General features: G+C 72.6%; 18 protein-coding genes. 16 read left to right on the top strand and 2 right to left on the bottom strand.

Translation table 11 applies throughout. The features are described from left to right. The first annotated feature begins 217 nt into the window (after positions 1–217). Positions 218–3,148, top strand: a complete 2,931-nt coding sequence (locus IE247_RS09960; RefSeq protein ID WP_190122627.1) for a glycoside hydrolase family 84 protein — start codon at positions 218–220, stop codon at positions 3,146–3,148. 67 nt (positions 3,149–3,215) lie between these two features. Here IE247_RS09960 and IE247_RS09955 read toward each other — a convergent pair whose 3' ends face one another. Beyond that, complete coding sequence (locus IE247_RS09955) at positions 3,216–3,752, bottom strand: HNH endonuclease (protein ID WP_190122626.1); 537 nt, start codon at positions 3,750–3,752, stop codon at positions 3,216–3,218. A gap of 268 nt (positions 3,753–4,020) precedes the next feature. Between IE247_RS09955 and IE247_RS09950 the strand changes: the two genes are divergently transcribed. The 14 genes from IE247_RS09950 (at position 4,021) to IE247_RS09885 (ending at position 22,960) form a co-directional block, all read left to right on the top strand. Continuing rightward, on the top strand, positions 4,021–5,115 hold the full coding sequence (locus IE247_RS09950; protein ID WP_190122625.1) for a mechanosensitive ion channel family protein: 1,095 nt from the start codon (positions 4,021–4,023) through the stop codon (positions 5,113–5,115). Positions 5,116–5,363: 248 nt separating this feature from the next. Next, a complete protein-coding gene (locus IE247_RS09945; protein ID WP_373305536.1) occupies positions 5,364–6,584 on the top strand; it encodes an ROK family transcriptional regulator in 1,221 nt (406 codons plus the stop codon). A gap of 137 nt (positions 6,585–6,721) precedes the next feature. Continuing rightward, positions 6,722–8,059, top strand: a complete 1,338-nt coding sequence (locus IE247_RS09940; protein ID WP_190122624.1) for an ABC transporter substrate-binding protein — start codon at positions 6,722–6,724, stop codon at positions 8,057–8,059. 14 nt (positions 8,060–8,073) lie between these two features. Continuing rightward, on the top strand, positions 8,074–9,015 hold the full coding sequence (locus IE247_RS09935) for a carbohydrate ABC transporter permease (protein ID WP_190122623.1): 942 nt from the start codon (positions 8,074–8,076) through the stop codon (positions 9,013–9,015). Between the two features lie 3 nt (positions 9,016–9,018). Continuing rightward, the gene (locus IE247_RS09930) at positions 9,019–9,918 is read left to right on the top strand and encodes a carbohydrate ABC transporter permease (RefSeq protein ID WP_190122622.1); all 900 of its coding nucleotides are present in this window, start codon (positions 9,019–9,021) and stop codon (positions 9,916–9,918) included. An 8-nt stretch (positions 9,919–9,926) separates the two neighbouring features. Further along, positions 9,927–11,192 (top strand): 6-phospho-beta-glucosidase, encoded by a 1,266-nt coding sequence (locus IE247_RS09925; RefSeq protein ID WP_190122621.1) that lies wholly within the window; start codon positions 9,927–9,929, stop codon positions 11,190–11,192. Beyond that, positions 11,183–12,172, top strand: a complete 990-nt coding sequence (locus tag IE247_RS09920; RefSeq protein ID WP_190122620.1) for an N-acetylglucosamine kinase — start codon at positions 11,183–11,185, stop codon at positions 12,170–12,172. The genes IE247_RS09925 and IE247_RS09920 overlap by 10 nt, the downstream gene beginning before the upstream one ends. Before the next feature lie 283 nt (positions 12,173–12,455). Then, positions 12,456–13,838, top strand: a complete 1,383-nt coding sequence (locus IE247_RS09915; RefSeq protein WP_190122619.1) for a GlnX family signal transduction membrane protein — start codon at positions 12,456–12,458, stop codon at positions 13,836–13,838. 146 nt (positions 13,839–13,984) lie between these two features. After that, the gene (locus IE247_RS09910; RefSeq protein ID WP_506005036.1) at positions 13,985–14,956 is read left to right on the top strand and encodes a glutamate ABC transporter substrate-binding protein; all 972 of its coding nucleotides are present in this window, start codon (positions 13,985–13,987) and stop codon (positions 14,954–14,956) included. Positions 14,957–14,975: 19 nt separating this feature from the next. Beyond that, the gene (locus IE247_RS09905; protein WP_190122617.1) at positions 14,976–16,307 is read left to right on the top strand and encodes a coiled-coil domain-containing protein; all 1,332 of its coding nucleotides are present in this window, start codon (positions 14,976–14,978) and stop codon (positions 16,305–16,307) included. A 50-nt stretch (positions 16,308–16,357) separates the two neighbouring features. After that, positions 16,358–18,856: a serine/threonine-protein kinase gene (locus tag IE247_RS09900; protein WP_190122851.1), complete on the top strand. Its 2,499-nt coding sequence runs from the start codon at positions 16,358–16,360 to the stop codon at positions 18,854–18,856. Between the two features lie 3 nt (positions 18,857–18,859). Then, positions 18,860–20,179: a PP2C family protein-serine/threonine phosphatase gene (locus IE247_RS09895; protein ID WP_190122616.1), complete on the top strand. Its 1,320-nt coding sequence runs from the start codon at positions 18,860–18,862 to the stop codon at positions 20,177–20,179. Positions 20,180–20,265: 86 nt separating this feature from the next. Beyond that, entirely contained in the window at positions 20,266–21,621 is a 1,356-nt protein-coding gene (locus IE247_RS09890) for a vWA domain-containing protein (RefSeq protein WP_190122615.1), read from the top strand. Positions 21,622–21,724: 103 nt separating this feature from the next. Then, complete coding sequence (locus tag IE247_RS09885) at positions 21,725–22,960, top strand: FHA domain-containing protein (protein ID WP_190122614.1); 1,236 nt, start codon at positions 21,725–21,727, stop codon at positions 22,958–22,960. Positions 22,961–22,975: 15 nt separating this feature from the next. Here IE247_RS09885 and IE247_RS09880 read toward each other — a convergent pair whose 3' ends face one another. Continuing rightward, the gene (locus IE247_RS09880) at positions 22,976–23,965 is read right to left on the bottom strand and encodes a methyltransferase domain-containing protein (protein WP_190122613.1); all 990 of its coding nucleotides are present in this window, start codon (positions 23,963–23,965) and stop codon (positions 22,976–22,978) included. A 97-nt stretch (positions 23,966–24,062) separates the two neighbouring features. Between IE247_RS09880 and IE247_RS09875 the strand changes: the two genes are divergently transcribed. Beyond that, a complete protein-coding gene (locus IE247_RS09875; RefSeq protein WP_190122612.1) occupies positions 24,063–24,467 on the top strand; it encodes a globin in 405 nt (134 codons plus the stop codon). The last annotated feature ends 39 nt before the right edge of the window (positions 24,468–24,506 follow it).

The following is a 24,506-nucleotide window of genomic DNA, read 5'->3' as shown; positions in this document are numbered from 1 at the left end:
CCGACGTGCCGAGCACCCCCCGGATGCCGGTTGCCCGGAGAGCGGACACACCCCTTCCGGGCTTCCGTGCGCCCCCGGCCGGACGCTTCGGCACTCACCTCGGCAGGCAAAAGGAACACAACGGCCACGCACGTTGACACTTTCCGGGCAAGGGTGGTGGGCTCGCAATCAAACAGAGACATGGGCGAGACATTCAGGTGACCGAAAGGGGACATGCGTGCGACTTACGCACAGGAGGCGCACGGCCACCGCCGTCACCGTCGCGGTGATCGGCGGCCTCCTCTCCGGTACCCCGGGCGCGGCCGCCTCCCCCACGGACCCCGCCTCCCCCGCCCGCGCCGCCGCCGACCCCGCCAAGGACGGCCCCCTGCCCCCGGTCTGGCCCCGGCCGCAGTCCATCAGGGCGGCGGGGAAGGCCGTGCCCCTGGGCGCGGAGGCCACTCTGATCGCCGGGTCCGGAGCCGATCCGCGCGCCGTGGAACTGACGGAGCGGCAGCTGCGCGCGGCGGGCGTGGAGACGGTCCACACCGCGCTGCCCGGGCGCGGCCCGGTCTTCCACATCGGCGGCGAGGGCGCGCGGGACGCCCTGAACGCCCTGCGCGCGCCGCACCGCGCCGATCTGCCGTCGGGCGGCTACCGGATCGCGGCCGGCGAGATCGAGGGCCGGGGCGCGGTCGCGGTCGACGGCGTCGGCGAGAGCGGCCTGTTCCACGGCGTCCAGACGCTGCGACAGCTGATCACCGGAGCGCCCGGCGGGAAGAGGACCGTCGCCGGGGCCGTCGTGCGGGACTGGCCGGGCACCGCCGTCCGGGGCGTCACCGAGGGCTTCTACGGAGAGCCCTGGAGCCATCAGGAGCGGCTCGCGCAGATCGACTTCATGGGCCGGACCAAGCAGAACCGCTATCTGTACGCCCCCGGCGACGACCCCTACCGGCAGGCGCGCTGGCGCGATCCCTACCCCGCCGCCCAGCGCGCGGAGTTCCGCGAACTCGCCGAGCACGCGCGGCGCAACCATGTCACCCTCGGCTGGGCGGTCGCGCCCGCGCAGGAGATGTGCCTCTCCGACGACGGCGAGGTGCGGGCGCTGACCCGCAAGATCGACGCCATGTGGGCGCTGGGCGTGCGCGCCTTCCAGCTCCAGTTCCAGGACGTCAGCTACAGCGAGTGGCACTGCCGCGCCGACGCCCGCGCCCACGGCTCGGGCCCGCAGGCGGCGGCGCGCGCCCAGGCCCGGGTGGCGGACGCGGTGGCCCGGCATCTGGCCGAGCGCCACCCGGAGGCGGAGCCGCTGTCGCTGATGCCGACGGAGTTCTACCAGGAGGGCGCGACCGAGTACCGGCGGGCGCTCGCCGAGACGCTCGACCCCCGGGTGCAGGTGGCCTGGACCGGGATCGGGGTGGTGCCGCGCACCATCACCGGCCGGGAACTGGCGGGCGTCCGCGACGCGTTCCGGCATCCGCTGGTCACCATGGACAACTACCCGGTCAACGACTACGCGCAGGACCGGATCTTCCTCGGCCCCTACACCGGACGGGAGCCGGCGGTCGCCACCGGCTCGGCCGCCCTGCTGGCGAACGCGATGGAGCAGGCCTCGGCCTCCCGCATCCCGCTGTTCACCGCCGCCGACTTCGCCTGGAATCCGCGCGGCTACCGCCCCCGGGAGTCCTGGGAGGCCGCCATATCCGATCTCTCGGACGGTGACGCCGCCGCCCGCCGGGCGCTGGGCGCGCTCGCGGGCAACCACGCCTCCTCCATCCTCGACCCCACCGCCGAGTCCGCCTATCTCCTGCCCCTCCTCGACGATTTCTGGCGGCTGCGCGGCGCCTCGGACACGGCGGCCGGCGAGCGGGCGGCGAAGGCCCTGCGCGCCGAGTTCACCGTGATGCGCGAGGCCCCGGACCGGCTGACCCGGCCCGCCGGCGGCCGGCTGGACGACGAGGTGCGCCCCTGGCTGGACCAGCTCTCCCGGTACGGACGGGCCGGTGAGATCGCCGTGGACATGCTGGCGGCCCAGCTCGACGGCGACGGGGAGCGGGCCTGGTCGGCCGCCCTGGAGCTGGAGCGGGTGCGCGGGGAGCTGGCGTCGAGCCGGGCCACCGTCGGCAAGGGCGTACTGGATCCGTTCCTGGAGCGCGCGGTGAAGGAGTCGGCCGCCTGGACGGGCGCCGACCGGTTCGAGAAGAGCGCGGGTGAGCCGACCGTACGGCTGGACCGGGCCCGGCCGCTGGGCACGGTGGTCGCGATGACCGAGCCCGGCACGGCCGCCCGGCTGGAGGCCCATGTGCCGGGCGAGGGCTGGCGGCGGCTCGGTCCGCTCTCGCCCAGCGGCTGGACCCAGGCCGACGCGCGCGGGGTGCGCGCGGACGCGATCCGGGTCACGGCCGAGGACGGCACGGCGGTCGGCGTGCGGTCGGTGGTGCCGTGGTTCGCCGACGAGCCCGCCGCCCGGCTCTCCCTGGCGCGGGAGCGGGCGGACGCGGCGATCGGCGGCGGCCCGCAGCGCACGGAGGTGCGGCTGACGCCGCAGCGCCCCGGCGAGGTGCGCGGCGCGCTCACCGCGAAGGCCCCCGCCGGGATCAAGGTCAAGACCCCCAGGAAGACGACGGTGCCGCGCGGGGTGCGGACGACCGTGCCGGTGGAGGTCTCCGTCCCGAAGGACACCCCCGCCGGGGAGTACCGGGTCCCGCTCTCCTTCGCCGGCCAGGAGCGGACCCTGACGGTGCACGCGTATCCGCGCACCGAGGGCCCCGACCTGCTGCGCGGGCCGGGGGTCGGGGCGTCCTCCTCCGGCGACGAGACGCCCGACTTCCCCGCGTCCGCCGTCCTCGACAGCGACCCGGCCACCCGCTGGTCCTCCCCCGTCGAGGACACCGCCTGGTGGCAGGCGGAGCTGCCCGAGCCGGTCCGGCTGGGGCAGGTGGTGCTGCACTGGCAGGAGGCGTACGCGGCGGACTACCGCGTCCAGGTCTCGGCGGACGGCCGCGTCTGGCGCACGGCGGCGACGGTGACCGGCGGCGGGGGCGGCCGGGAGGCGGTCCGGATGGACAGCCGCGACGTCCGCTTCATCCGCGTCCAGGGCGACCGCCGGGCGACCCGCTTCAGCTACTCGCTGTGGTCGGTGGAGGCGTACGCGGTGGCGGGCAGGTAGCCGCCGGGGCCGGGCCCGGCGGCCCGGCCCGGGCGGGGACCCCGGGCAGCGTCCCCGGGCGGAGGCCTCAGGCCGAGACGCCGTCGATCCGGGCCATCGCGTCCTCCGCGCCGTACGGCTGGAGATAGGGCATCCAGCGCGGATCGCGGTGCCCGGTCCCGATGATCCGCCAGGCCAGACCGCTGGGCGGCGCGGGCTGATGGCGCAGCCGCCAGCCCAGCTCCAGCAGATGCCGGTCCGCCTTGACGTGATTGCAGCGGCGGCAGGCCGCCACCACGTTGTCCCAGGCGTGCTGTCCGCCCCGGCTGCGCGGCACCACATGGTCGACGCTGGTCGCGACGCCCCCGCAGTACATACAGCGCCCGCCGTCCCGGGCGAAGAGCGCTTTGCGCGTCAGCGGCACGGGCCCCCGGTAGGGCACTCGGACGAACCGCTTCAGCCGGACGACGCTGGGCGCGGCGACGATCCGGGTGGCACTGTGCATAAAGGCGCCGGACTCCTCAAGGCAGAGGGCCTTGTTCTCCAGGACGAGGACGAGCGCGCGGCGGAGCGGTACGACGCCGAGGGGCTCGTACGACGCGTTGAGGACCAGGACGTGCGGCACGGTGGATGCCTCCTTGTACGCCGGCGGCGCGTGGCTCGCGCCGGGACGATCTGCTCTCAGTCTCTCCTCAGGCCCGCTCCGAGCGCCACCACGTAGCCGTAACGGGCTCGAAGTGTTTTCAACCACATCGACTGTGACAACGCGCGACCGGGTGAATTCATCCCCGGGTGACACTTCTCTCTCCCCCGAACACGGCAACGGGGTGGGCCGGGATGCCCCGTTAGTGTGGTTGGCCAGCCCCCCAAGCCCTGCCTGGAGGTCATCCCTCGTGACCGCGAGTCCCCTGTCCGTCCTGCTCGCCGCCGACGAGCCCTCGGCCCCCGCCTCCCCCGAGCCGGGAACCGTCTCCTTCGACGAGGCGGCCCAGCACGCGGAGGACGCCGCCGGCTGGGTGGAGCAGAACTGGTCCACCTGGCTGAACACCAGCCTGCGGATCGTGCTGATCCTGGTGGTCGCGCTGGTGCTGCGCATGCTGGTGCGCCGGGCGCTGACCAAGTTGATAGAGCGGATGAACCGTTCCGCCCAGGCGGTGGAGGGCACGGCCCTCGGCGGTCTGCTGGTCAACGCCGAGCGGCGGCGGCAGCGCTCGGAGGCCATCGGCTCGGTGCTGCGGTCGGTGGCGTCCTTCCTGATCCTCGGCACCGCGGGGCTGATGATCCTCGGCGCGTTCAACATCGATCTGGCCCCGCTGCTGGCATCGGCCGGTGTGGCGGGCGTCGCGATCGGCTTCGGCGCGCGGAATCTGGTGACCGACTTCCTCTCCGGCGTCTTCATGATCATGGAGGACCAGTACGGGGTGGGCGACTCGGTCGACGCGGGCGTCGCCTCCGGCGAGGTCGTCGAGGTCGGGCTGCGGGTGACCAAGCTGCGCGGCGACTCCGGCGAGATCTGGTACGTGCGGAACGGCGAGATCAAGCGGATCGGCAACCTCAGCCAGGGGTGGGCGACCGCCGCCGTCGATGTGACGGTCCGGCCGTCGGAGGATCTGGAGCGGGTGCGCGAGGTGATCGCCGGGGTCGCGGACGATCTGGCCAAGGCGGAGCCGTGGAACGAGCAGCTGTGGGGCCCGGTGGAGATCCTGGGTCTGACCGAGGTGCTGCTCGACTCGATGACCGTCCGGATCTCGGCCAAGACGATGCCGGGCAAGGCCCTGGGCGTCGAGCGGGAGCTGCGCTGGCGGATCAAGCACGCCTTCGACGCGGCGGGCATCCGTATCGTCGGCGGGCTGCCGCTCGTCTTCGACGAGACCCCCGCCGCCGACCCGTCGGCCTCGGTCGCGCCCCCGTCGGCGCTGGCGAGCCCGACCTCCCCGCAGTCGCTCGCGGCGTCCCCGATACCGCCCCCGGTGAATCTGACGAAGTAAACGGACGGATCGCCCGGAACGACGGCGGACGCCCCGGCCCACCCGGCCCGGGGCGTCCGCCGTCGTCGTACCCGAGCCCGCGCGGGAGTACGCCACGCCGAACCGTGGCAGATAACGGATTGATAGCCCCGTAGGCATGGACCATTGACGCCCACCCGGCAGGCGGCTTAGTTTCCTCTGGACGGGACAGGAAACTTTCCTAACAGTGCAGGTAGGAACGTCACAGCCGGAAGGCAGGTGCATCCATCGTGGCCGGAACCACCCCCACCCCGGGTACCACTCCCGGCACCCCCAGGGTGCTGCGCGCCATGAACGACCGCACCGCGCTCGATCTGCTGCTGGCGCACGGACCGCTGTCCCGCACCACGCTGGGGAAACTGACCGGTCTCTCCAAGCCCACCGCCTCCCAGCTGCTGACCCGGCTGGAATCCGCCGGGCTGGTCGTCGCCACCGGGACCACCGAGGGACGGCCGGGCCCCAGCGCCCAGCTGTACGCGGTGAACGAGCGCGCGGGCTTCGCCGCGGGCCTCGATGTCACCACCCTCTCCGTCCGCGCCGCCGTCGCCGACCTCACCGGGGCCACCATCGGGGAGTTCGAGCTGCCGACCTCCGGCCCGCGCGCCGAGAGCGCCGTACGGCAGGTCACCGAGGCCCTCGACGGAGCGGTCGAGGCCGCCGGAATCACCCGGGACGAGATCAACCGGCTGGTCATCGGCACCCCCGGCGCGTTCGACCCCTCCACCGGACGGCTGCGGTACGCCTCGCACCTGCCCGGCTGGCACTCCGCCACCCTGCTGGACGAGCTGGCCGCGGCGCTGCCGATGCCCGTGGAGTACGAGAACGACGTCAACCTCGTGGCCGTCGCCGAACAGCGCCTGGGCTCGGCGCGCGGCCTGGAGAACTTCGTCCTGCTGTGGAACGAGGAGGGTCTCGGCGCGGCCCTGGTGATAGGGGGCCGGCTCCACCGCGGCTTCACCGGCGGCGCGGGCGAGGTCGGCTTCCTGCCGGTCCCCGGCACCCCTCTCGTACGGCAGGTCACCCAGGCCAACAGCGGCGGCTTCCAGGAGCTGGCCGGTGCTCAGGTGCTGCCCAGGCTCGCCCGTGAGCTGGGGGTGACGGACATCGGCGAGGGCCGCTACACGGAGGTCGCGCCCGCGCTGGTGGCCACCGCCGCCGAGGCGGACTCGGGGCCGTACCGGGAATTCCTCGACCGGTACGCCACCGTCCTGGCGACCGGTCTGGCCTCCATGGTCGCCATGCTCGACCCGGAGCTGGTGGTCCTCTCCGGGGAGGCCGTCGTCGCGGGCGGCGAGCCGCTGCGCGCCCGGGTCCAGGCCGAGCTGGCCGAGCTGGCCGCCCCCCGGCCGAGGCTGGTGCTCGGCTCCGTACTCGAACGCCCGGTGCTGCGGGGGGCGCTGGAGAGCGCTCTCGCCGCCACCCGGAACGAAGTCTTCGACACCTACCGCTGACCACTCCCCCTCCCCCTCCTCTTCCTCCTCCCCCTCAGCCCCCGTCCCCTCCCCCACCCTCCCCCAGAGCTTTTTTCCTCAAGCACGACAGGCACTTCCTTCCCGTCCTCTCGACCCCGCCACAGGGAGACACCGCCATGTCCATACGCACCAGGAAATCCGCCGCAGCACTCGCCGCCACCGCCGCCGTCTCCCTCTTCGCCTCGGCCTGTACCGGGTCGACGGAGAGCGCGGCCACGGACGACCCCAAGGCGAAGACCACGCTCACCCTCTGGCACGGCTGGTCCGCCCCGAGCGAGGTGAAGGCCATGAAGGACAACGTCGACCGCTTCATGGCCCGCCACCAGAACATCAAGGTGCAGATCGTCGGCAATATGACCGACGACAAGATCAACCAGGCGCTGCGGGCCGGCGGGTCCAAGGCCCCGGACGTCGTCTCCTCCTTCTCCACCACCAGTGTCGGCAAATTCTGCGCCACGGGCGCGTTCACCGATCTCAACCCGTTTCTGAAGAAGTCGAATCTCGACCCGAAGGCGATCTTCCACAAGCCGCTGCTCGACTACACGCAGTTCGATGGCAACCAGTGCGCGCTGCCGCTGCTGAGCGACGCCTACGGCCTCTACTACAACAAGGACGCGTTCAAGAAGGCCGGGATCGACGCCCCGCCGAAGACCTGGAGCGAGTTCGACAAGGTCGCCGAGAAGCTGACGAAGACCAAGGGCGACAGCTATGAGCAGCTCGGCTTCATGCCGAACTACCACGGCTACGAGACAACCATCTCGCACTATGTCCCGCAGTGGTCCCCGACCTATTTCGACGCCGAGGGCAAGTCCAATGTCGCCAAGGACCCCGCGTTCCGCGACATGATCACCTATCAGAAGAAGCTCGCCGACAAGCTGGGCGGATTCGCCAAGCTGAAGAAGTACCGGAACACCTTCGGCGACGAGTGGGGCGCGAAGCACCCCTTCCACACCGGCCAGGTCGCCATGCAGCTCGACGGCGAATGGCGGCTCGGCATGGCGAAGGACTCCGGGGTGAAGTTCGAGATCGGCACCGCTCCGCTGCCCGTGCCCGACGACCAGGTCGCCGACTACGGCAAGGGCTATCTCTCCGGCACGATCATGGGTATCGCCTCCACCAGCAAGAAGCAGAACGCCGCGTGGGAGCTGGTGAAGTACATGACCACCGACACCGACGCGGTGGTGGCCTTCTCCAACGGAATCCGCAATGTGCCCTCCACCATCGAGGCGCTGAAGTCGCCCGACCTCAAGCACGCGCCGGAATTCAAGACCTTCATCGACATCGCGCAGCACCCCAAGTCCAACACCAGCCCGGCCAATGTCGACGGCGGCGCCTACCATCTGACCCTTCAGGACGTGGGTCTGCGCTACGAGTCGGGGCAGCTGAAGGATCTGCAGGCCGGCCTGGACAAGGCCGCGCGGCAGATCGACACCGACATCGCCAAGCTGAAGTAGCGAAACCGAACTCGATGACCGCCAACACCCTGCGTTCGAAGCGCCGCCGGTCGGCGCTTCGGACCGCGGCCTTCCTCTCGCCCTGGCTGATCGGCTTCGGTTTCTTCTTCGCCTATCCGCTGCTGTCGACCGTCTACTTCTCCTTCATGAAGTACGACGGATTCCGTCCGCCGGTCTTCAACGGTCTGGACAACTGGACCTATGTCTTCAGCGACTATCCGATGTTCTGGCCCGCGCTGCGCAACACGCTGTGGCTGGTGCTGGTCATGGTCACCCTCCGGGTGGTCTTCGGCCTCGGCGTCGGACTGCTGATCACCAAGATCAAGACGGGTGCCGGAGTCTTCCGCACCCTCTTCTACCTGCCCTATCTCGCCCCGCCGGTGGCCGCGACACTGGCCTTCGTCTTCCTCCTCAACCCCGGTACCGGACCGGTGAACTCGGGCCTGGAGGCGCTCGGCCTCGCACCGCCCAGCTGGTTCACCGACCCCGACTGGTCCAAGCCCGCCCTCACCCTGCTGGCGCTCTGGGGCGTCGGCGATCTGATGGTGATCTTCATGGCGGCGCTGCTCGACGTCCCGAAGGAGCAGTACGAGGCCGCCGAACTCGACGGGGCCTCCGCCTGGCAGAAATTCCGTTTCGTCACCCTGCCGAACATCTCCCCCATCGTGCTCTTCGCCGTGGTCACCGGAGTGATCGCGACCATGCAGTACTACACCCAGCCCCTGGTCGCGGCGAAGGTCGCGTCCGGCAATATGGGCGGCAGCGGGCAGCTGTTCGAGCCGGGCTATCCGGAGAGGTCCACGCTGACCCTTCCGCAGATCGTCTACAGCGCCGGTTTCCAGCGTTTCGACTACGGCACGGCGGCCGTCGTCGCCCTGGTTCTGTTCGCGCTCGCCATGGCCTTCACCGCACTTCTGATGCGGCGGCGCGGCGGCCTCATTCAGATGGGTGACTGAGCCATGACCCAGATCCTCGACCGGACGCCCGCCGTCCAGGAATCCGCGCCCCGCACCCCGGCCGCGCGCACCGCCCGCCGCAAGGCGGTGCTGCACTGGATAGCGGTGCACTCGCTGGGAGTGGCCGTCGCGCTCTTCTTCGTCCTGCCCTTCGTCTTCGTGGTGCTGACCTCGCTGATGAGCAATCAGCAGACGCTCACCCGCGATCTCATCCCGACGACCTGGGAGTGGGGCAACTACGGCAGGGTGCTCGACACCCCCGGCTTTCTCACCTGGTGGCGCAACACCCTGCTCTACGCGGTCCTGGGCACCACGCTGACCGTCCTCTCCTCGATCCCGGTGGCCTACGCGCTCGCCAAATTCCGATTCCGCGGCCAACGGATGACGATGATGCTGGTGATCTCGATGATGATGCTGCCTCCCCAGGTGATCATCGTCCCGATGTATCTTTTCTGGGCGAAGCAGCTCGATCTCACCGGCACGCTCTGGCCCCTGATCATTCCGATGGCGTTCGGCGACGCCTTCGCCATCTTCCTGCTGCGGCAGTTCCTGCTCACCATCCCCAACGAATACATCGACGCGGCGAAGGTGGACGGCTGCGGCGAAGTGCGCACCCTGCTCAAGGTCGTCCTCCCGATGGCCAAACCGGGCATCGCGGCCGTGGCGCTGTTCCAGTTCTTCTACGCCTGGAACGACTACTTCGGCCCACAGATCTACGCCTCCGAGAACCCGGCGGCGTGGACGCTCAGTTACGGCCTGGAGTCCTTCAAGGGCGCGCACCACACCGACTGGAATCTGACCATGGCCGCGACCGTTCTGGTCATGGCCCCCGTGATCCTCGTCTTCTTCTTCGCCCAGAAGGCGTTCGTCGAGGGAATCACACTGACCGGAGTGAAGGGCTGATAAACGAAATGAAGCTCGCAGTCGTGGGTGGCGGGTCCACCTATACCCCTGAGCTGATCGACGGCTTCGCCAGGCTGAGGGACACGCTCCCGATCAGCGAGCTGGTGCTCATCGACCCGGCCGCCGACCGGCTGGAGCTGATCGGCGGCCTGGCCCGGCGGATCTTCGCCAAGCAGGGCCACGGCGGAACCATCACCACCACCTCCGACGTGGACGCGGGCGTCGCCGACGCCGACGCCGTACTGCTCCAGCTGCGCGTCGGCGGCCAGGCCGCCAGGCTCCAGGACGAGACCTGGCCGCTGGAGTGCGGCTGCGTCGGCCAGGAGACGACGGGCGCGGGCGGCCTCGCCAAGGCCCTGCGCACCGTGCCGGTCGTCCTCGACATCGCCGAACGCGTCCGGCGCACCAACCCCAACGCCTGGATCATCGACTTCACCAACCCGGTGGGCATCGTGACCCGGGCGCTGCTCCAGGCGGGCCACAAGGCCGTCGGGCTGTGCAATGTGGCCATCGGCTTCCAGCGCAGATTCGCCGCGCTCCTCGATGTGGCCCCCTCCGAGGTCCATCTCGACCATGTCGGGCTCAACCATCTGACCTGGGAGACCGGGGTACGCGTCGGCGGCCCCGAGGGCGAGGACCGGCTGCCCGCCCTGCTCGCCGAGCACGGCGCGTCGATCGCGGAGAGCCTCTCCCTGCCGCACCCGCTGATCGAGCGGCTCGGCGTGGTCCCCTCGTACTATCTGCGCTACTTCTACGCGCACGACGAGGTCGTGCGCGAGCTGCGCACCAAGCCCTCCCGGGCCTCCGAGGTGGCGGCGATGGAGCGGCAGCTCCTGGAGATGTACGGGGACCCCGCCCTGGACTCCAAGCCGGAGCTGCTGGCGAAGCGGGGCGGGGCCTTCTACTCGGAGGCCGCGGTGGATCTCGCCGCCTCGCTGCTGGGCGGCGGGGGCAGCCCGTACCAGGTCGTCAACACCCTCAACAACGGCACGCTCCCCTTCCTCCCCGACGACGCCGTCATCGAGACCCAGGCCTCGGTGGACGCCCGGGGCGCCTCGCCGCTGGCCGTGGCCCCGGTCGATCCGCTGTACGCGGGGCTGATCGCCAATGTCACGGCGTACGAGGACCTGGCTCTGGACGCGGCGCTGCGGGGCGGCCGCGACCGGGTCTTCCGGGCGCTGCTCTCGCACCCGCTGATCGGTCAGTACGAGTACGCCGAGGCGCTCACCGACCAGCTCGTCGCTCACAACCGGGAGCACCTCGCGTGGGCGTGACCGCTTCCGTTCTCGCCATCGACGCGGGCAACAGCAAGACCGACGTGGCCGTCGTCGGCCCCGACGGCTCGGTCCTCGCGTCCGCGCGGGGGCACCACGGCTTCTCGCCGCCGAAGGTCGGCATCGAGCGGGCCGTCGACCTGCTCGCCGGCACCGTCGGCGAGGCGCTGGAGCGGGCCCGTGCCCGGGGCGCGTCCACCGACGCGATCGAGCAGGTGTCGGCCTGTCTCGCCAACGCCGATCTGCCGGTGGAGGAGGTCGAGCTGAGCGCCGCCCTGCACGCGCGGGGCTGGGGGCGTACGACCCAGGTGCGCAACGACACCTTCGCCATCCTGCGGGCCGGGGTCGACGAGCCCCGGGGGGTGGCGGTGGTGTGCGGCGCGGGCATCAACTGCGTGGGGATGCTGCCGGACGGCCGGACCGCGCGCTATCCGGCGATCGGCAAGATCTCCGGGGACTGGGGCGGCGGACAGGGTCTCGCCGAGGAGGCCCTCTGGTACGCGGCGCGCGCCGAGGACGGCCGGGGCGAGCCGACGGCCCTGGCCCGTACGCTCCCCGAGCACTTCGGTCTGGACTCCATGTACGCGCTGATCGAGGCGCTGCACCGGGGGACCATTCCGTACGGGCGCACCCATGAGCTGACCCCGGTCCTCTTCACGACCAGCACGGCGGGCGACCCGGTGGCCCGTCATCTGGTGCGCCGGCTCGCGCGGGAGGTGGTCGTGATGTCCACCGTGGTGCTGGAGCGGCTCGGTCTCATCGGCCAGGAGGCCTCGGTCGTGCTGGGCGGGGGGGTCCTGGCGGCCCGCCATCCCGAACTGGACGCCCACATGGCCGCGATGATGGCGGAGAAGGCGCCCAAGGCCGCGCTCTCCGTGGTGACGGCCCCGCCCGTGCTGGGAGCCGCCCTCCTCGGCCTCGACCACACCGATGCCCCGCCCGGGGCCCGCGCCCGGCTGCGGGCCCACTACGCGGGCTGATGCCACTGTCCCGTCCGGGTGCCCTTCCCCCTCCGCCCCGGACGGGACAGTTCCCTTTCCTCCCTCCCGCACCCGGCGTACGGCCGGGCGGCGGAGGGAACCGATCAGGCGTCCGAAGCGTATTCAGCAGGGGGACACGACAGCCGACTTGACCGCTCCAGCCACAAGATCCAGTCAATCCCGCTGTGCTTGTCAGTCATCGCGGCCATACTGACTGGCCAAGGGGGCTTCCCTCTGACCCGCCGGGCGGCGGGCCGCCGTCAGCGACCGAGGGGGAGGTCATATGACACACCCGCCGCAGGTGCGCTCCGCACCGCATCCGGCCCCGGGGCCCGCCCCCGCGCCCGCACGGCCTCCCGGCGGCCCCGTCGCCGAGGCCGGCTCCCGGCTGCGCGCGGCCGTGACGACCGAGCCCGGCAGGCTCCGGCTCATCGGCGCGGTGCTGGCGGCGCTGGTGGTCGCGTTCGGCGCGGTGACCGCGCTGGAGGTCTCCGACCGGGCCGCCGCCGCCGAGGACGTGGTGAGCGGCAGCCAGCCGCTGAGCGCCGACGCCGCGTCGGTCTACCGCTCGCTGGCCGACGCGGACACCGCCGCCTCCAGCGGCTTCCTCGCCGGGGCCGTCAAGGAGCCCGCCAGCGTCCGCGAGCGGTACGAGAAGGACATCGCCCTCGCCTCCGAGCTGCTGATCAAGGCCGCGACGAACACGGAGGGCTCCAGCGAGTCCGGGCGTCAGATCGCCACGCTCAACAAGGAGTTGCCGGTCTACACCGGCCGGATCGAGGCGGCCCGCGCCCACAACCGCCAGGGGCTGCCTCTCGGCGGCGCGTATCTGCGCTTCGCCAACGAGCAGATGACCAAGGTGCTGCTGCCCGCCGCGCAGAAGCTCTACGACGCCGAGACCGCCCGGCTCCACCAGGACGACGAGGAGGCGAGCCGCTGGCCCGTCCTCTCGGTCGCCGTGGGCCTGGCGGCGCTCGGCGCGCTGCTCTGGGCCCAGCGCCGCACCTATCTGCGGACCAACCGGGTGTTCAACCACGGACTGCTCGCCACCACCGCCGCCACCACCGCCGCGCTGCTCTGGCTGACGGTCGGACACACCCTGGCCAGGGACGGTCTCACCGAGGCCAGGGAGCACGGACAGCGCTCCCTGGAGGTCCTCAACGACTCCCGGATCAGCTCGCTCAAGGCCCGCGCCAATGAGAACCTCGTCCTCGTCGCGCGGGGCGCGGTCCTCACCGACGACGGCAAGAGCGACAAGTACGAGACGGAGTACGGCGCGGGCATGGCCGAGCTGGGCAAGGGGCTCGACCGGGCCGGGAAGCTCGCCGACGACGACGGGGCCCGCGCGCTCGTGGCCGCCGCCGGGGCGGGCGTGCGCGAGTGGCGGGACCGCCACCAAGAGGTCAGCTCCACCGACCGGGCCGGGAATTACGAGGGCGCGGTGCGGAAGGTCATCGGCGCGGAGGGCTCCACCGGGGAGTCGTTCGACACCGTGGACAAGGCGCTGGAGAAGGCCCTCGCCCATGAGCAGAGCGAATTCACCCGGGCCGCCCGGGACGGGCGCGACGCGCTGGGCGGTCTGCCCGCCGGGGCGGCGGTGCTCGGGCTGCTCGGCGCGGTGGGAGCGATCCTCGGGATCAACCGCAGACTGTCGGAGTACCGGTGAGAGGGGGAGAGATGACGGACACCACCACCGCCGCCGCGGGCTCCGGCTCCGCGGCCGGGCCCGGCGCGCGGGAGCGTTCCCGAGGCCGTTTCCGGGACCGTTTCCGGGACCGGATCAGCCTCCGGGGCTGGGGCGGGGTCGGGGGCATGGCCGCCGTCTGCGCGCTGACCGCCGTCACCCTGCTGCCGCTCTCCCGGGGCGCGGGCAACGCCGTCACCGGCCCCGGCCCCGGTTCCGGCTCCGCCCGGAGCGCCGCGCTCGCCTCCCCCGCGGCGGCCGGGGAGTCCTGCACCGCGCCGGAGACCTCGCTGCCGCCCTCCACCGCCGGAGGACCGAACATCGCGGAGATCGAGAAGCGCGGCAAGCTCATCGTCGGCGTCGACCAGAACAGCTACCGCTGGGGCTACCGCGATCCGGTCTCCGACGACCTCAAGGGCTTCGACATCGACCTCGCCCGCGCCATCGCCGAGAACATCCTCGGCAGCCGGGACGCCGTCATCTTCCGCGCGATCCCCACCAACCAGCGCATCCCCGCGCTCAACAGCGACACCGTGGACCTGGTCGTCCGCACCATGACGATCAACTGCGCCCGGGCCGAGCAGGTCGCCTTCTCCACCGCGTACTTCGAGGTCGGACAGCAGGTGCTCGCCTCCAAGGGCTCGGACATCACCGGGTACGACGCCTCGCTGAAGGGCAAGCGGGTCTGCTCGGCCGAGGGCTCCACCGCCTACGAGGCCCTGGAGAAGAACGCGTTCGGCGCGGTCTTCAGGGACGCGCACGACGGCGGCCCCGCCGACGAGGACATCCTCACCGTGCCCAACCAGCTCGACTGCCTGGTGCGGCTCCAGGAGGGCCTCGCCGACGCGGTCGTCACGGACAACGCGCTCGCCGCGGGCCAGGCCGCCCAGGACCCGGCGGTCGAGCTCAAGGGCAGGCGCTTCACCAGCGAGTACTACGGCGTCGCCGCCAAACTCGGCAAGGACGACCTGGTGCGCCGGGTCAACCATGTGCTGGAGGAGTACCGCGAGGCCGCCTGGAAGAAGGCGTACCGGCACTGGCTCGCCGACGATCTGCCGGGCATATCCGGGCCGCCGGCCCCCAAGTACCGCCAGCCCTGACCAACGAAAGAGGTGATCGATGGGCGTCGCGGGAGCGGTCTCCGGCTCCGGCGGGCAGACCCCCGGGCCGACCATGGACCGGGACGAGGTGGACCGGGCGCTGACGCGCCTCGAAGCCGAGCACGAGGCCATCGAGTCCTCGCTGCTCGCCCTCCAGGACCACGCCGGCCGAAGGCTCCTCGAAGGAGCCGGGCTGACCGGTGTCACCAAGGACCGCTGGGCCACCGCCGAGCAGGCGATAACCCTGCTCTGGAGCTGCTTCGACGCCTACACCGCCGCCCTCACCGGCATCCGTGAGCTGCGATCGCGCCGCCGCTGGCCGAGCCGCGAGGATCTCGCCGAGCTGACCGAGCGGCTCCGCGGCCCCGGGGTGACCCTGGCGAACCCCGCCGCGCCCCAGCCCGGCGCGCCCGCCCGGCTCGCCGAGCGGTTCACCCTGGAGGGCCTGGTCGAGCGGATGAACGAGCTGTACGCGAGCTCCCTCGACATGGTGGTCACGGCGGACGCGGTGTGGTCCGCGCTGCCCGCCCGGATCGATCTGCTCTCCGCCGAACTCCAGCGCACCCGCTCGCTCGCCCACTCGGTGGGCGTGCGCCCGGGCGAACACCCCTCCGGGGACGAGCTGGAGGAGATCACCCACGAGCTGTCCGCGCTGCGCGCCCAGGTGATCTCCGACCCGCTCGCCTTCTGGCGTCCCGCGCCGGGCAGCTCGGCCCCCGGCGGCGGACGGCCCGACACCGACCGCTACGACCGGGCCGCCCGGGCCCTGGAGGACGTACGCCGGGAGATCGAGGCCGTCCTCGGGGTCCGCCAGGACTCCGAGGAGCGGCTGATGCGGCTGCGCGACGTCCTCTCCCGCGCCGACCGCACCCTGGCCGAGGCCCGGGCGGCGCGCGGCGAGGTGCTGGCGAAGATCGCCGCCACCGAGGTGCCCGCCGTCAGCGGCCCGCCCACCGCCCTTCAGGAGCGGCTCTCCATCGCCGCCGAGTACCGCAGACACTCGCGGTGGCACCGGCTCTCCCCGCTGCTGGAGTCCCTGGAGCGGGAGGCCGAGGACGAGCTGCTGCGGGCCAGGGAGTCGCTGACCGCGGTGACCGCCCCGCTCGCCGTACGGGCCGAGCTGCGCGGCAGACTCGACGCGTACAAGGCGAAGATGGCCCGGCTCGGCCACGCGGAGGACCCGCTGCTGATCGAGCGTTACGACGTGGCCCGCCGCACCCTGTGGAGCGCCCCGTGCGATCTGCGGGTGGCCGAGCAGGCGGTGCTGCGCTATCAGCGGGCCGCCGCCGAGGCGCTGGCCCCGAGGGAGCCGGGGCAGACCCGGACCGAAGACCGCAGGGGGGACGCGTGAGCGAGGACCAGAGCTGTCAGCGGCCCGGCTGCGAGGGCGGCTACGAGGACATGGGCGGCGGCGAGCTGTACTGCGACACCTGCGGCCTCGCCCCGGTCGTCGCGAACGGACCGGCCGGCTCCGGCCGGATCGGCGGCGGCGGATCCGGCGCGCTGGGCAGCGCCCGCACCTCGCTGGCCTCCTCCCGGGCCTCCTCGCGCTCCTCCACCTCGCGCCGGTCGGTGTCGGGGCGGCTGTCGCGCGCCACCGCCGGATCGGCATCCTCCGGCCGGTCGGTCTCGGTGCGCAGCTCCGGCTCGTCCACCGGCGTATCGGGCCGCAACCGGCTGGGCGCGGGCCTGGTCACCGTGCCCGAGGTGCCGCGCCCCGACCCGCGCTCGGCGGTGATGGAGAACCCGGAGGTGCCCGAGCGGAAGCGGTTCTGCTCCCGCTCCGAGTGCGGCGCTCCGGTGGGGCGTTCGCGCGGCGAGAGCACCGGGCGCACGGAGGGCTTCTGCACCTCGTGCGGCCATCCGTACTCCTTCGTGCCCAAGCTCACCGGCGGCGACATCGTCCACGGCCAGTACGAGGTCGCGGGCTGTCTGGCCCACGGCGGTCTGGGCTGGGTCTATCTGGCGGTGGACCGCGCCGTCTCCGACCGCTGGGTGGTGCTCAAGGGCCTGCTGGACACGGGCGACCAGGACGCGATGGCGGCGGCGATATCCGAGCGCCGGTTCCTCGCCGAGATCGAGCACTCCAACATCGTGCGCATCTACAACTTCGTCGAACACCTCGACCAGCGCACCGGCTCGCTCGACGGCTACATCGTCATGGAGTACGTGGGCGGCAAATCGCTCAAGGAGCTGGCGAACGACCGCCGGGACGCCTCCGGGCGGCGGGATCCGCTGCCGGTGGAGCAGGCCTGCGCGTACGGCATCGAGGCGCTGGAGGCGCTGGGGCATCTGCACAGCCGCAATCTGCTCTACTGCGACTTCAAGGTCGACAACGCCATCCAGCAGCAGGACCAGCTCAAGCTGATAGACATGGGCGCGGTCCGGCGGATGGACGACGAGGAGTCCGCGATCTACGGGACGGTCGGCTACCAGGCCCCGGAGGTCGCCGACACCGGCCCCTCGGTCGCCTCCGACCTCTACACCGTGGCGCGCACACTGGCCGTGCTGACCTTCGACTTCCAGGGCTACACCAATGTCTTCGTCGACTCGCTGCCCGACCCGGAGCATGTGCCGGTCTTCCGCACCTACGAGTCCTTCTACCGGCTGCTGGTGCGCGCCACGGACCCCGACCCGGCCCGGCGGTTCTCCTCCGCGCAGGAGATGGCGGAGCAGCTGACGGGGGTGCTCAGGGAGGTGGTCTCGCTCCAGACGGGCCGCCCCCGCGCCTCGCTGTCCACGCTCTTCGGCCCCGAGCTGCGGGTCACCGACGCGGAGCTGTTCGCCGAGTTGGCCGCCGAGGCCTCGGCGCTCGGCGCTCGTCCGGCCGGCGGGCGGCGGGGCGGCCGGAAGGCCCTCGGCCCCGGAGCGCCCGCCGTCGCCGGGGCCCCCGGCGGCGTGGGGGCGGCCCGGCTCGCCCCGCATCTCGCCGCCCTCGACAGCCGCGCCGTCGCGCTCGCCCTGCCCGTCCCCCGGGTCGACCCGGGGGACGCCAACGCCGGTTTCCTCGCCGGTCTGCCCGCCCCCGCCCCCGCCGAGCTGATCGCGGCCCTCGCCGCCGGGCCCCCGCCGTCCACCGAGACCCGGCTGCGTGAGCTGCGCGCCCGGCTGGAGCTGGGCGAGAGCGCCGCCGCCACCGCCGTGCTGGAGACGCTGGAGAACGGGCGCTCGGACGACTGGCGGGTGGTCTGGTACCGGGGCCTCGCGGCCCTGGTCACCGGGGACGACGAGGTGGCGGCGCTCTCCTTCGACGCGATCTACGACGCGTTCCCCGGCGAGCCCGCGCCCAAGCTGGCGCTGGGGGTGTGCGCCGAGGTGCTCGGCCAGCTGGACAACGCGGCGGAGTACTACCGGCTGGTGTGGACGACCGACCCCAGCTATGTCAGCGCCGCGTTCGGACTGGCCCGGGTGCAGCTCGCGGCCGGGGACCGGGCCGGAGCCGTACGCACCCTGGAGTCGGTGCCGGAGGCCTCGATCCACTACACGGCCGCGCGGGTCGCCGCCGTGCGGGCCCGGCTGCGCCGACGGGCCGCCCAGGAACCGCTGTTGGACGATCTGCTCGCCGCGGCGGCGCAGGTGGAGGCGCTGGAGGGGTTCGGTCTGGACGCGGTGCGCCGGGAGAGGCTGTCCACCGAGGTACTCGGCACGGCCCTGGACTGGGTACTCTCCGGTAGTCCCGGAGTTCAGCCGTCCGCACCGGCTCCGTCGGGCGCGCCCCGGCCCGGCGGCACCGTCGCCGCCGCCCCCGCCGCGCTGCTCGGCAGTGAGTTGGACGAACGCGGTCTGCGCTTCGGACTGGAACGCTCCTACCGGGTGCTCGCCCGGCTCGCCCAGCGGGGCGAGGAGCGGATGGAACTGGTGGAGCGTGCCAACCGCTACCGCCCCCGGACGTGGGTGTGATTGATGTCGCCGCAGATGCACCGGCCGGCCGCCGGCTCGTTGTGCCCCGCTTGCGCGGAGCCGCTGGAGGAGGACGACCGCTTCTGCGGCGCGTGCGGACAGGAGTTGTCGGCGCTCTCGCCGCCGCCCGGCGGTGACCGCCCGACGCTGGCCGTCTCCGTGCCGCCCGAGTGGCGGACCGGACCGGGTGCGGAGGCCTCCGTACCGGCCGAGCCTTCGTCTTCGCCTTCGTCTTCAGGGGACTTCGAGCTGCCCCCGCCACAGACGCCGCAGACACCGCCGCCGCCCGTCGCCGACCCGCGTATCGCGCCGCCCGCCGCGCCCCCGGCAGCCGTACCGCAGGCCGTACCGCAGGCATCCGTACCGCAGGCCGTCGCCAAGGTGTGCGTGGCCTGCCGCTCGGGCCATGTCGACCCCGACGGCTACTGCGAGAACTGCGGCCACGCCCAGCCCCGGGAGCGCGACCACATGGAGCGGGAGCTGGGCCCGGTCGCCGCCGTCAGCGACCGGGGCCTGCGCCACCATCGCAACGAGGACGCGTTCGCGATCTCCACCACCGCGCTGCCCGACGGCTCCCCGGCCGTGGTCGCGGTCGTCTGCGACGGGGTCTCCTCGGCCACCCGGCCCGACGAGGCGTCACTCGCCGCCGCGGGGGCCGCCAATGAGCTGCTGCTGACGGCGCTGCCGCGGGGGATCCACCCGGAGCAGGCCATGCGGGAGGCGATCGTGGCCGCCGCGACCGCCGTCAACTCCCTGGCCGGGCAGGCGCCCGCCGGCGATCTCGCGGAGCACGGCCACGGCTCGCACCACCAGCTGAACGCGCCCGCCTGCACGATCGTCGCGGCGATCTCCGCCGGCGGTCTGCTCATCGTCGGCTGGGTCGGCGACAGCCGCGTCTACTGGGTGCCCGACGACCGCGAGGGCCCCGCCGCCCGGCTCACCGAGGACGACTCCTGGGCCGCGCAGATGGTGGCCGCCGGTCTGATGAACGAACGCGAGGCGTACGCGGACGAGCGCGCCCACGCCATCACCGGCTGGCTGGGCGCCGACGCGTACGAACTGGAGCCGCACACCGCCGCCTTCAAACCGGACCGCTCCGGTGTGGTGGTGGTCTGCACCGACGGTCTGTGGAACTACGCGGAGGGCCCCGACGAGATGGCCCGCGCGATCCCGGCGGACGCCGCCGAACGGCCCCTGCACAGCGCCCAGGTGCTGGTCGGCCACGCACTCGACGGCGGGGGCCACGACAACGTAACAGTGGCGGTGCTGCCGTTCGCGGTGGCGCGGCCGGGGGCAGGATCGGGCTACGACCGCCGGGTCTGATGTAAGCGACCGGGCGCCCGTGACGGGGGAGGCGTCCGCGACGAGTCGTGAGATCTCCCGGGTGGAGCCCTCAAGGAGTCCAGCAGATGGCCAATTTCTCCAAGTCCCAGGTGCCCGCGTTCTCGGTCGACGTGTATCAGAACGAGTATCTGCCCGAGGGCGGTCGCGAGGTGAACGCGATCGTGACCGTGACCTCCACGGGCGGCGGCACCACCGGCGGTGCTCCGCTGCGGGGGGTGACGGCGTCTCCCGCCGGGATCCCGTCCTCCCCCGGCGCGGCCGTGGTGATCATGGTGGACTGCTCCGGTTCCATGGACTATCCGCCGACCAAGATGCGCAACGCCCGGGACGCCACGGCGGCTGCGATCGACACCCTGCGCGACGGTGTGGAGTTCGCCGTGGTCGCCGGTACGCACAAGGCCTCCGACATCTATCCCGGTGGCGAGCGGCTGGCGATCGCCGACCCGCACACCCGCGCCCAGGCCAAGGAGGCCCTGCGGCGGCTCACCGCGGGCGGCGGCACCGCGATCGGCACCTGGCTCGGGCTCGCGGACCGGCTGCTCGCCTCCTCGGCCGGGGACATCCGGCACGGCATCCTGCTGACCGACGGGCGCAATGAGCACGAGTCCCCCGAGGCGCTGCGCTTCGCGCTGACCGCCGTGGCGGGCCGGTTCACCTGTGACGCCCGGGGCGTGGGCACCGACTGGGAGGTGAAGGAGGTCACCGGGATCGCCGCCGCGCTGCTGGGGACCGCGGACATCGTCGCCGATCCCGCGCATCTGGCCGCCGACTTCACAGCCATGATGGAGAACGCGATGGGCAAGGAGGTCGCCGATGTCGCGCTGCGGCTGTGGACGCCCGTCGGGGTCGAGATCATGTTCGTCAAGCAGGTGGCCCCCACCGTCGCGGAGCTGACCGGGCGGCGGACCGAGGCGGGTCCCCGGGCCGGGGACTATCCGACCGGCTCCTGGGGCGACGAGTCCCGCGACTATCACGTCTGTGTGCGGGTGCCCCAGGCGAACATCGGGCAGGAGATGCTGGCGGCCCGCGCCTCGCTGATCATTCCGGCCCCCGACGGCGGGGCTCCCGAGGTGCTCTCCCAGGGGCTGATCCGGGCCGTGTGGACGGATGACATGGCCGCCTCCACCTCGATCAACCCACAGGTGGCGCACTACACGGGCCAGGCAGAACTCGCACAAGTCATCCAACAGGGGCTGGATGCCCGCAAAATGGGTGATTACGATGGAGCGACGGCGAAACTGGGCCGCGCGGTGCAGCTGGCGCAGGTCTCCGGTAACGAGGGCACCGCGAAACTGCTTTCGAAGGTGGTGGACGTGGTCGACGCGGCGACAGGTACTGTGCGACTGAAGGCCAAGGTCGCGGAGGCCGATGAGATGACGCTCGAAACCCGGTCCGTCAGAACGGTCCGGGTGAAGAAATAGTCGTTCTCCGCCGCGACCGAGGCCGTTCGAGCATCGTCGTACGAGAGACGTACGACAGAGGTGACGGCCCCCGGGCCGGACGAGGAGAGGGGGAAGCGCCGACATGCCGACCTGCCCCAACGGACACCAGTCGGGTTCCGACGACTGGTGCGAGGTCTGTGGCCACCGTATGGCCGGTCCCGGCGCTCCCACCGGAGCCGCCCCGCCGCCCGCGCCCTCGTACGGCTACCCGGGCCCGGCGGGCGATCCGCACGCCACCGCGCACGCGGAGCTCTGCCCGCAGTGCCGCACCCCGCGCGAGGCCATGGCCCCGTTCTGCGAGGAGTGCCGGTACAACTTCCTGACGCACACGGCGACCTCGTACACCCCGATCGCCCCCGCGCCGCAGGCCCCGTCCCCCGGGCTGAATCTGCCGTCGGGCTTCACCAACCAGCCGCCCCCGCCGCCGCCCGGCCCGCACGGGCACCCGGGACACCCCGGCCAGCAGGGGCCGCAGGGGCATCCCGGCCGGCAGCAGGGGCACGATCCGTTCGACTACCAGGGCTCCCGGCCCTCGCAGCTGAACCGGCCCGCCGAGTCGCTCGGCGACGGTCCGGGGCAGCGACGGCCGTTCCCGCAGGGCCCGGCCTCGCCGTTCCCGCAGGGCCCCGGGCAGCCGGGCGGCCCCGGCCCTGGCCCAGGTCCCGGTCCCGGTCCCGGCAGGCCGCCGGGTCCCCCGCAGGGCTTCCACCAGCACCCCGCACCGCCACCACCGCAGCACCAGCCGCAGCAGCCGGCCGCGGCGGACGACTGGATGCTCTCCCCGCCGTCCCAGGACCGGCCCTCCTTCCCGCAGGCCGGCGGGCAGGACTCCCCCTTCCCCCAGGGACCCGGACAGCAGCAGTCCGTCTCCGCGCCCGGACAGCACCAGTCGCCGCCGTCCTACCAGTCGCCCGAGGGCTGGTCGGCCGTCATCGCGCCCGACCGCGAGTACTTCCTGGCGATGATGCAGCGCAGCGGCCCCGACGCCAGCGGCCTCAACCTGCCCGCGTACTCCCCCGAGCAGCATCTCCAGCTCGACGGCACCCAGATCACCATCGGCCGCCGCCGCCAGTCGACCGGCGAGTCCCCCGACATCGATCTGTCCGTGCCCCCGGAGGACCCGGGCGTCTCGCACAAGCACGCCGTGCTGGTGCGGCAGCCCGACGGATCCTGGGCGGTCGTCGACCAGAACTCCACCAACGGCACCACGCTCAACGGCGCGGAGGAGCCGATACAGCCCTATGTCCCGGTGCCGCTGAGCGACGGCGACCGGGTCCATGTCGGAGCCTGGACGACCATCACCGTACGCCGGGGCTGACCGCGCGGGGCGGGCTCACCCGTCCCGCCGGCCGAGGGGCCAGACGTACGGCCCCTCGGGATCGTCCAGCCAGGCCCACTGGCGTCCGCCGACGACGGTCACCCCGAAGCGGTCCCGGAGCGGACGGCGCTCGCGCTCCCACAGCGAGAGCGCCTCACGCGGATCGAGGCTCCGGCCGGTCAGCGACAGCATGAACCGGAAGAGATCGTTCTCCAGTACTCGGCGAGGCAGCGCGCCCGGCCGCCGCTCCGCTGCGGGGCCGCTGCCCCGCAGCGGCACGAAGTACGCCGAGGTCCGCAGGAAGCGCCCCTCCGCGATCCGCCCGTGGCGGGCGTCGTCCCGGACCCGGAGCGCGATCAGCCCGGTCGACAGCGGAGCGAGGATCCGGGCGTCCGGGCGGCACTGCGCCGCCCAGTCGTACGGGACGAACGGCAGCGCGCAGGTCGCGATGATCCGGTCGAAGGGGGCCCGCTCCGGACAGCCGCGCGCCCCGTCGCCGGTGACCACGGCCGGGCGGTAGCCGGCGGCGGCCAGATGCGCCCGCGCCGACTCGGTGATCTCCGGCTCCATGTCGACGGTGGTGATCCGCTCCTCGCCGAGCCGGTGGCAGAGCAGCGCCGCGTTGTACCCGGTGCCCGCGCCGATCTCCAGCACGGCGTCCCCGTACCGCACCTGGAGCGCCTGAAGCATCCGGGCCATCAGCGAGGGCTGGCTGCTGGAGGAGATCAGCTCCCCGTCGCGGATCCTGGTCGCCAGCGGCCCGTCGTAGTAGGCCCCGCGCAGCCAGCGCTCCCGCCGCACCGGGTCGGGGTCCTCGCACCAGAGCCGCTCATGTCCGCCGGGCCCCCCGGTGAAGTAGTACGGGACGAACAGATGCCGGGGCACCTCCTCGAACGCCGCCCGCCAGGCCGGATCGGTCAGCGCGCCCTCGGCCGCGATCAGGCGCACCATCGCCCGGCGCGCCTCGGCCGCGGGCTCGGCGTACCGCTCCAGGTACGTGCCCATGCCTCCACTGTGGCACCCCGCCGGGGCCCATGAGGGGGTGGGGGCCGGTGGTCCTAGGCCATCGGTCCTCCGCCGGGGCGTCTGAGACGATGGAGGGGTGACTGAGATTCCGCGCGGCACCGTCCAGGAGCAGACCTTCTACGAGCAGGTCGGCGGCGAGGAGACCTTCCGCCGTCTGGTTCACCGCTTCTACCAGGGCGTCGCCGGGGACCCGCTGCTGCGGCCGATGTACCCGGAGGAGGATCTCGGCCCCGCCGAGGACCGATTCGCCACCTTCCTGATGCAGTACTGGGGCGGCCCGCGCATCTACAGCGAGGCCCGGGGCCACCCCCGGCTGCGGATGCGGCACGCGCCGTTCGCGGTCGACCGGGCGGCGCACGACGCCTGGCTGAAGCACATGCGGGACGCCGTGGACGAACTGGAGCTGGCTCCGGAGCACGAGCGGCAGCTGTGGGACTACCTGGTCTACGCCGCCGCGTCCATGGTGAACACGGCGGGCTAGGGCCTGTCGGCCCCGGCGGGCGCGGTGGCTAGGCTGATG

The sequence above is a fragment of the Streptomyces inusitatus genome, from assembly GCF_014651115.1.
Lineage (GTDB): Bacteria > Actinomycetota > Actinomycetes > Streptomycetales > Streptomycetaceae > Streptomyces > Streptomyces amakusaensis.
This window is presented reverse-complemented; position numbering and strand designations above follow the sequence as displayed.

Coding starts and splice junctions, on each gene's coding strand:
- IE247_RS09940 (WP_190122624.1), top strand. CDS start 6,722: ATGTCCATACGCACCAGGAAATCCGCCGCAGCACTCGCCGCCACCGCC.
- IE247_RS09935 (WP_190122623.1), top strand. CDS start 8,074: ATGACCGCCAACACCCTGCGTTCGAAGCGCCGCCGGTCGGCGCTTCGG.
- IE247_RS09930 (WP_190122622.1), top strand. CDS start 9,019: ATGACCCAGATCCTCGACCGGACGCCCGCCGTCCAGGAATCCGCGCCC.
- IE247_RS09925 (WP_190122621.1), top strand. CDS start 9,927: ATGAAGCTCGCAGTCGTGGGTGGCGGGTCCACCTATACCCCTGAGCTG.
- IE247_RS09915 (WP_190122619.1), top strand. CDS start 12,456: ATGACACACCCGCCGCAGGTGCGCTCCGCACCGCATCCGGCCCCGGGG.
- IE247_RS09910 (WP_506005036.1), top strand. CDS start 13,985: ATGGCCGCCGTCTGCGCGCTGACCGCCGTCACCCTGCTGCCGCTCTCC.
- IE247_RS09905 (WP_190122617.1), top strand. CDS start 14,976: ATGGGCGTCGCGGGAGCGGTCTCCGGCTCCGGCGGGCAGACCCCCGGG.
- IE247_RS09900 (WP_190122851.1), top strand. CDS start 16,358: ATGGGCGGCGGCGAGCTGTACTGCGACACCTGCGGCCTCGCCCCGGTC.
- IE247_RS09895 (WP_190122616.1), top strand. CDS start 18,860: ATGTCGCCGCAGATGCACCGGCCGGCCGCCGGCTCGTTGTGCCCCGCT.
- IE247_RS09890 (WP_190122615.1), top strand. CDS start 20,266: ATGGCCAATTTCTCCAAGTCCCAGGTGCCCGCGTTCTCGGTCGACGTG.
- IE247_RS09885 (WP_190122614.1), top strand. CDS start 21,725: ATGCCGACCTGCCCCAACGGACACCAGTCGGGTTCCGACGACTGGTGC.
- IE247_RS09880 (WP_190122613.1), bottom strand. CDS start 23,965: ATGGGCACGTACCTGGAGCGGTACGCCGAGCCCGCGGCCGAGGCGCGC.